General features: G+C 71.7%; 7 protein-coding genes and 1 pseudogene. 5 read left to right on the top strand and 3 right to left on the bottom strand.

Annotated features, from left to right (window positions below):
- Window positions 1-236 precede the first annotated feature (236 nt).
- The 5 genes and pseudogenes from KBX53_RS37295 to KBX53_RS15085 all read left to right on the top strand — a co-directional run bounded on the left by KBX53_RS37295 (window position 237) and on the right by KBX53_RS15085 (window position 3,271).
- Window positions 237-596, top strand: coding sequence for a hypothetical protein (locus tag KBX53_RS37295; RefSeq protein WP_369010005.1), 360 nt, complete (start codon window positions 237-239; stop codon window positions 594-596).
- A pseudogene (locus tag KBX53_RS15100) lies at window positions 587-1,048 on the top strand (response regulator transcription factor); the annotation flags it as partial. The gene KBX53_RS37295 and the pseudogene KBX53_RS15100, both read left to right, overlap by 10 nt.
- 55 nt (window positions 1,049-1,103) lie before the next feature.
- Complete coding sequence (locus KBX53_RS15095; protein WP_051708918.1) at window positions 1,104-2,267, top strand: cell wall metabolism sensor histidine kinase WalK; 1,164 nt, start codon at window positions 1,104-1,106, stop codon at window positions 2,265-2,267.
- Window positions 2,268-2,429: 162 nt separating this feature from the next.
- Entirely contained in the window at window positions 2,430-2,837 is a 408-nt protein-coding gene (locus tag KBX53_RS15090; protein ID WP_210859906.1) for a VOC family protein, read from the top strand.
- A complete protein-coding gene (locus KBX53_RS15085; RefSeq protein WP_051708917.1) occupies window positions 2,834-3,271 on the top strand; it encodes a VOC family protein in 438 nt (145 codons plus the stop codon). The genes KBX53_RS15090 and KBX53_RS15085 overlap by 4 nt, the downstream gene beginning before the upstream one ends.
- A gap of 65 nt (window positions 3,272-3,336) precedes the next feature.
- On the opposite strand, the gene KBX53_RS15080 is transcribed toward KBX53_RS15085, so the two are convergent.
- From KBX53_RS15080 to KBX53_RS15070, 3 genes are all read right to left on the bottom strand, one after another.
- Complete coding sequence (locus KBX53_RS15080) at window positions 3,337-4,158, bottom strand: hypothetical protein (protein WP_210859904.1); 822 nt, start codon at window positions 4,156-4,158, stop codon at window positions 3,337-3,339.
- A gap of 170 nt (window positions 4,159-4,328) precedes the next feature.
- Window positions 4,329-6,398, bottom strand: coding sequence for a 3-hydroxyacyl-CoA dehydrogenase NAD-binding domain-containing protein (locus tag KBX53_RS15075; RefSeq protein ID WP_210859902.1), 2,070 nt, complete (start codon window positions 6,396-6,398; stop codon window positions 4,329-4,331).
- Window positions 6,395-7,591 (bottom strand): acetyl-CoA C-acyltransferase, encoded by a 1,197-nt coding sequence (locus tag KBX53_RS15070; protein ID WP_030338108.1) that lies wholly within the window; start codon window positions 7,589-7,591, stop codon window positions 6,395-6,397. Before KBX53_RS15070 ends, KBX53_RS15075 begins: the two co-directional genes overlap by 4 nt.
- Window positions 7,592-7,762 lie beyond the last annotated feature (171 nt).

Here is a 7,762-nt window from a genome sequence, read left to right as displayed (position 1 = left end):
CTGGACGGCACGACCGCCCTGTGGAGGTTGACGCGGTGAGCGACTCGGTGATCGACCTCGGCGAGCTGCGGCACGGCCCGGACCCGGACCCGCTGCCCCGCCCGCCCCGCGCCCACGGTCGCACGTTGCGCTGCGCGCTGGTCGTGCTGCTCGCCCTGGTCACGCTCGCCGCCGGCGCGGTGACGCCGTCGCGCCCGGCCCCGGTGACGCTGCCGGCCAGGCCCGGATCCGACGTCATGATCGATGGAGACCTACTGCTGGTGATGGAGCCGACGAGCCCGAGGCGGCAGGGGCGGCTGGCCGCGTACCGGCTGCCCGACGGCGAGCCGGTCTGGCAGGTGCCGCTGTCGGCGGAGGCCCGGTACTGGGGTATGACGTCGCTGAACGGGATGCTGCTGACCACCGGGTACGAGATCGGCCCGGAGGGTCGGGAGACCCGCACCATCGCCCTGGACCGGGCGACCGGGGCGTACCGCTGGCAGCAGCCGGGCACCGTCACCAAGCTGACCGACGGCAACCTGCTGCTGCGCAGCGGCGGCGAGACCGAACCGTCCAGTGTGCGCGCGATCGATCCGTGCTGCGGCACGGTGCGCTGACCCGGGTGTTGATGCTCACCGCGAGCGGCACGGTGGCCGACCGGGTGGAGGGGTTGCAGCTCGGCGCGGACGACTACCTGCCCAAGCCGTTCGCCTTCGACGAGTTGGTCGCCCGGGTGCAGGCGCTGGGCCGGCGGGCGACCCCGGCGGCGCCGCCGGTGCTCGAACTGGCCGACCTGGTGCTCGACCCGGCCCGCCGGGTGGCCACCCGCGCCGGAGTGCCGGTGGACCTCACCAACAAGGAGTTCGGGGTGCTCAGTGAGCTGCTCAAGGCGCGCGGCGCGGTGGTCTCCAGTGAGGAGTTGCTGGAACGGGTCTGGGACGCCAACACCGACCCGTTCACCACCATCGTCCGGGTCACCGTGATGACCCTGCGCAAGAAGCTCGGCGACCCGCCGCTGATCGAGACGGTGGTCGGCGCTGGCTACCGCACCGCCGAGGTGAATCTGTGAGCGCGAGGAGTGAGCCGGGTGTGCGAGCCCCGCAGTCGCGAACCGAGGTGGCACGGTGAGTCGCCGGTTGCGGCCCACCCTGCGGTTGCGGTTGACAGTGCTCAACGGGGTGCTGCTGATCGGCGCCGGAGCGATCCTGGTGCTGTTGGCGTGGCTGCTGGTCCGCGACGCGCTGCGCCCCACCGACGAGTTGGTGCCCGGCACGACAGTGCTGCTCTCCGACGGCCGGGAGTTGGACGCCGGCGAGTGGCAGCGGCAGTTGGTCGACGCCGCCTCGGGGGAGCTGCTGGCCAAGGGCCTGGTGGCGCTGTTGGCGATCAGCGTGGTCGGGGTGGCCGGGGCGTACGCGGTGGCGGGTCGGGCGCTGCGCCCCCTGCACCAGGTCACCGCGACCGCGCAGCGGCTCGGTGAGGCGACCCTGGACCAGCGGATCGGCTACTCGGGCGCCGACGACGAGGTGGCCGAGCTGGCGAAGACGTTCGACGACATGCTGGATCGGATCGCGTCCGCGTTCGAGGCGCAGAAACGTTTCGTGGCGAACGCCTCGCACGAGCTGCGTACCCCGCTCGCCGTGATGCGCACCGAGATCGACGTGACGCTCAGTGACGACGAGGCGGACGCCGCCGAGTACCGGCGGATGGCGACTGTGGTACGGGACGCCTCCGAGCGGGCCAACAGCCTGGTGGACGCGCTGCTGGTGCTGGCGCGCAGCGAGGCACAGGCCGGTCGGCGGCTGGGTCGGCGGACGGAGTGCGACCTCGCCGCCGGCACCGCCAACGCCCTGTCGGCGATGCGCCGCGAGGTGGAACGGATCGGCCTGCGGGTGCAGACGTCGCTGAAGCCGGCGCCGGTCGTCGGCGACCCCGGCCTGCTGGACCGGTTGGCCGGCAACCTCATCGAGAACGCGGTCCGCTACAACCACCTGCACGGCCGGCTGTGGGTGCGCACCGGCACCGACGGCGAACGGTCCTGGCTGGTGGTGGGCAACACCGGCTTCGAGGTGGACCAGGCCGACGTTCCGGGGCTGTTCGAGCCGTTCCGGCGCGGTGGCCGGGAACGCACCGGCGCTCGCGGGTCCGGTCTGGGGCTGTCCATCGTCCGGGCGGTCTGCGACGCGCACGGCGGCACCGTACGGGTGGTCGCGCAGCCCGGCGGTGGTCTGGAGGTGACGGTGACGTTGCCGTCGGCGGACACCCCGGCGGTGCCCGCCGCCGGCTGAACGGGGTTGCGCGCGACGCTCACCCGCTGGCAAGATCACCGAGTCAGCTCAGAGAGTGAAGGGGGGTGCGTCGATGTCCACCAGTCAAGGCTCCGCACCCCTGGTCTTCGCAGGCTGACCCCGGGCGGCGGAGCGTCCTCATCCGAACATGGAGGACCACCCGTGTATCCACGGATCCGCAACATCAGTTTCGATTGTCACGACACGTACGCCCTGGCCGGCTTCTGGTCGGCGGTGCTCGGTTACGCCCGGCACGACGAGGACGCCCCCGGTGATCCGGAGGCGGCAGTGGTGCCGCCGGGCGGCACCACCCCCCACCTGTTCTTCCAGGAGGTGCCGGAGGAGAAGGTGACCAAGAACCGGGTCCACATCTGCCTGGAACCGGTCGACCGGACCCGGGACGAGGAAGTCGAGCGGGTGCTCGGCCTCGGGGCCATGATGGTCGCCGACCGACGGCTTGCCGACGGAACGGGCTGGGCGGTGCTCGCCGACCCGGAGGGGAACGAGTTCTGCGTGCTCCGCAGCGCCGGCGAACGTGTCGCCATCACCACCGTGGAGGACCACCAGTGAGCTCGACGATCCACAACATCAGCATCGACTGTTCCGACACGTACGCGCTGGCCGGCTTCTGGGCGCAGGTGTTCGACTGCCCCCGGCAGCCCGACGACTTCCCCGGTGACCCGGAGGCGATGCTCCTGCCGCCGGGCGGCCCGGAGGTGCTGTTCATCGCCGTGCCCGAGGGCAAGACGGTGAAGAACCGGCTGCACCTTGACCTGCAACCCGCCGACCGGACCCGCGCCGAGGAGGTCGAGCGACTGCTCGGCATCGGCGCGACGCTCGTCGCCGACCGGGTCAGCCCGACCGGCGGTGGCTGGGTGGTGCTCGCCGACCCGGAGGGCAACGAGTTCTGTGTGCTCGGCAACGCGGCCGAGCGGGCGGCGGCGGCAGCGGCGCGGGCCGCGGCGGCAGCGCTGGCCGCGTCGGAGGTCGCCGAACCGGCCTGACAGTCGACGTACGGCGTGGGCCCCGGTCACCACAGGGGTGGCCGGGGCCCACTGTCTCGTACGGCTCAGGACTGTTGCTCGACCTGGCCCCGGATCGCGGTGAACTCGGCCTTGGCCTGGTCGGCGGACTTGAAGTACATCACCATCAGGCCCAGGCTGCCCCGGTCGGCCCAGACGCAGATGCCCAACGGCACGGTCTCGGCGTTCCCGTCGCCGCAGCGCGCCTCACCGCCGAGCGGGCCGGCGTCGACGGCCGTCATCTCGTTGACGGTCAGCTGCTTGGACAGCCCGTCGACGTAGGCGTCGAGTTCCTTCTTCGGGTCCGCCACCAGCCCGGACATGCCCGCGATCATCACGAGGTCCTGCTTCGTCGGGTCGCCGTAGAAGGCCGCGACAGTGCTCGTCTCGTTCCCCGCCGCCGTCTTCATCCCGCTGACCGCCTGCTCGGCGGCCGCCTCCAGCTCCGGGTTGGTGAGCTTCGGCCGGCCGGCGAGCGTGGCCGGCGCGACCACCCGGGTCTTGCTGGCGTCGAGCACGTCGTTCACCGGCCCCTTGGCGACGAACCAGATGATCGCCGCGCCGCCCAGGCAGAGCACCAGCACCACGGCCAGCACGATCAGCACGATCTTGCCGACGTTGGACTTTTTCGCCGGGGGCGGGCCGCCGGCCAGGTTCGGGTCACCGTACGGCTGGCCCGGCTGCGCGGGCGGGAAACCGGGCTGTGCGGGCGGGAAGCCGCCCGGCTGCGCGGGCGGGAACCCACCGGGCTGCTGCGGCTGTCCCTGCTGCTGCGGCGGCGGCCAACCGCCAGACTGCTGGCCCGGCTGCTGCGACGGGTCGGGGGAATCGTGCGGCGGGCCGTAGGGATTGGCCGGCGGCTGAGACATCAGTCAGCTCCAAGATGGGGGTGCGAAACGCGTGATCTTAACCCGCTGCGGAGCCCGCCGTTGACCCTGCGCAGACCCCCGTCCGACGGTCCGCTGATCACAAACGGTCGCGGTGGCCGGCCCGTCCACGAGGGACGGTCCGACCACCGCGATGGTGGTACTGCGATCGGTCAGGCCGGCAGGCTCGCCGCGCCGCGCGGCAGGAACCGCTGCCCGGTGACCCGCTCGGAGGTGCCGGTCCGGTCCAGGTACGGCGTGACGCCGCCCAGGTGGAACGGCCAACCGGCGCCCAGGATCATGCACAGGTCGATGTCCTGCGCCTCGGCGACCACACCCTCGTCCAGCATCAGCCGGATCTCCTGCGCGAGCGCGTCGAGCGCGTTCTGCCGTACCTGCTCTGCGGTCAGCGGCTGGTCACCGACCACGAGCAGCTTGGCGACGTCCTCGTTGACCTGGTCGTCGACGACGATCGGCTGACCCGAGTCGGCGATCCGCTTGAGGTTCTCGCTGACCCCGAACCGGTCCGGGTACGCGGCGTGCAGGGTGCCGCCCACGTGGTACGCGACGGCCGGCCCGACCAGCTGGAGCAGGGCGAGCGGGCGCATCGGCAGGCCCAGCGGGTCGAGTGCGCTGTTCGCCACGTCCAGCGGGGTGCCGGCGTCCACGGCGGCGAAGACGGTGCCCAGGAAGCGGGTGAGCAGCCGGTTGACCACGAACGCCGGGGCGTCCTTGACCAGCACGCTGGACTTCTTCAGCTGCTTGCCGACCGCGAACGCGGTGGCGAGGGTGGCGTCGTCGGTGCGCTCACCCCGGACGATCTCCAGCAGCGGCAGCACCGCCACCGGGTTGAAGAAGTGGAAGCCGACCACCCGTTCCGGGTGCTCCAGCTCGGCGGCCATCTCGGTGATCGACAGCGAGCTGGTGTTGGTGGCGAGCACCGCCTCCGGAGAGACGATCTTCTCCAGCTCGGCCCAGACCTGCTTCTTGACGCCCAGGTCCTCGAAGACCGCCTCGATGACGAAGTCGGCGTCCGCGAAGGCGCTCTTGTCGACAGTGCCGCTGACCAGGCCGTACAGCTTGGCGGCGGTGTTCTTGTCCATCCGGCCCTTGGTGACGGCCTTCTCGATCTGCGTGTGCACGTAGCCGACGCCCTTGTCCACCCGGGACTGGTCGAGGTCGGTCATCACCACCGGCACCTGGAGGCGGCGGGCGAACAGCAACGCCAGCTGGCTGGCCATCAGGCCGGCACCGACGATGCCGACCTTGGTGACCGTGCGGGCCAGGCCCTTGTCCGGTGCACCGGCCGGGCGCTTGGCCCGCCGCTGCACCAGGTCGAAGGCGTACAGGCCGCTGCGCAGCTCCTCGGAGAAGACCAGGTCCGCGAGGGCCTCGTCCTCGGCGGCGGTGCCGGCGGCGAAGTCGCCGTCCTTCGCCGTCTCCAGCAGGTCCAGCGCCTTGTACGCGGCCGGAACCGCGCCGTGCAGCCGCTGGTTCAGCGTCTCCCGGGCGAAGTAGAGCACGCCCGCCCACATGTCCTTGTCGACCTCGGGCCGGGTCACCGTGACCTGGCCGCGCACCACACCGGAGGCCCATTCGAGGGACCGCTCCAGGAAGTCGGCCGGCTCCAGCAGCACGTCCGCGATGCCCAGCTCGGCAGCCTGCTTCGGCTTGAGCATCTTGTTCTGCATCAGCGGGTTCTGGATGATCACCTGGGTGGCGGCGGGGATGCCGATCAGGTTCGGCAGCAGCTGGGTGCCGCCCCAGCCGGGCACCAGGCCGAGGGAGACCTCGGGCAGGGCCAGGGCCGCCGCCCCACCGGAGAGCGTCCGGTAATGGCAGTGCAACGCCAGCTCCAGGCCGCCGCCCATCGCCGCGCCGTTGACGAACGCGAACGTGGGCACCGTGCTGTCCTTGAGCCGGGCGAAGACCCGGTGGCCGAGCCGGCCGATCTCCAGCGCCTGCGCGCGGTCGGCGAGCTGCGGCAGGCCGACGATGTCCGCGCCCACGCAGAAGATGTACGGCTTGCCGGTGACCGCGATGAACGCCGGGTCGGCGGCGAGCGCGGCGGTGATCGCCTCGTCCAGGCTGGCCAGCCCACCCGGCCCGAAGGTGTTCGGCTTGGTGTGGTCGAAGCCGTTGTCGAGCGTGATCAGGGCGGCCGGCCGGTCCAGCCCCGGTACGTTCACCTGGCGCAGCAGCGCCCGGGTGACGACCTCGTTCGATGCGGCGAGCGTGCTCACTTGTTGCCCTCCGTCCAGTGCGGGTTCTCCCAGATGACAGTGCCGCCCATGCCGATGCCGATGCACATCGCGGTGAGGCCGTAGCGGACCTCGGGGTGCTCGGCGAACTGGCGGGCCAGCTGCGTCATCAGCCGCACGCCGGAGGAGGCGAGGGGGTGGCCGATGGCGATCGCGCCGCCCCACTGGTTGACCCGCGCGTCGTCGTCGGCGATGCCGAAGTGGTCGAGGAAGGCGAGCACCTGCACGGCGAACGCCTCGTTCAGCTCGAACAGGCCGATGTCGTCGATGCTGAGCCCGGCCAGGCGCAGCGCCTTCTCCGTCGACGGGATCGGGCCGACACCCATCACCTCCGGCTCGACGCCGACGAACCCGAACGACACCAGCCGCATGGCGACCGGCAGCCCCAGCTCGCGGGCGGTGGCCTCGTCGGCCAGCAGACTCGCGGTGGCGCCGTCGTTGAGGCCGGCCGCGTTGCCCGCGGTGACCTTGCCGTGCGGGCGGAACGGGGTCTTCAGGGTGCCCAGCTTCTCCAGCGAGGTGTCCCGGGGCGCCTCGTCAACGGTGGCCAGACCCCAGCCGCCCTCGGCGTCGCGGATCGACATCGGGACCAGGTCGTCCTGCAGCTTGCCGTTGGCGTACGCCTTGGCGGTCTTCTGCTGCGAGGCGAGCGCGAACGCGTCGGTGCGTGCCTTGGTGATGTGCGGGACCAGGTCGTGCAGGTTCTCCGCGGTGGCACCCATGACGAGCGCGGACGGGTCGACGAGCTTCTCCGCGACGATGCGCGGGTTGGGGTCGACGCCCTCACCCATCGGGTGGCGGCCCATGTGCTCCACGCCACCGGCGATGGCGACGTCGTACGCGCCCATGGCGATGCCGCTGGCCACGGTCGTGACGGCGGTCATCGCGCCGGCGCACATCCGGTCGATGGCGAAGCCGGGGACGGTCTTGGGCAGCCCGGCCAGCAGGGCGGCGGTGCGGCCGATGGTGAGGCCCTGGTCGCCGATCTGGGTGGTGGCCGCGATGGCGACCTCCTCGACCCGCTCCGGGGGCAGCTGCGGGTTGCGACGCAGCAGTTCCCGGATGCAGCGGATCACCAGGTCGTCGGCGCGGGTGTTGGCGTACATGCCACCCGCCTTGCCGAACGGGGTACGGACGCCGTCGACGAAGACGACGTCGCGAACTTCACGGGGCACTTGAGCCTCCTAATCGACCATGATCCGGCCGCCGCGCCGGGAGGGCGCGCCGGACCGAACAAGGGTCGCCGACACGGGCACGTTTCCCTCGAATGCTACTCGCCAGTAACCAACCCGTCGCCACCCCCACCTGTGGCCCACCCCACATCCCTCACCCCTGAACCCCCCAAC

Source organism: Micromonospora sp. M51, assembly GCF_018070305.1.
Lineage (GTDB): Bacteria > Actinomycetota > Actinomycetes > Mycobacteriales > Micromonosporaceae > Micromonospora > Micromonospora parva.
Note: the sequence above shows the minus strand (reverse complement) of the source record. Positions and strands in the feature narration are given on the sequence as shown.

Bases quoted from the DNA above. Each gene is read 5' to 3' on its own strand.
- KBX53_RS37295 (WP_369010005.1), top strand. From the start codon at position 237: ATGATCGATGGAGACCTACTGCTGGTGATGGAGCCGACGAGCCCGAGG.
- KBX53_RS15080 (WP_210859904.1), bottom strand. From the start codon at position 4,158: ATGTCTCAGCCGCCGGCCAATCCCTACGGCCCGCCGCACGATTCCCCC.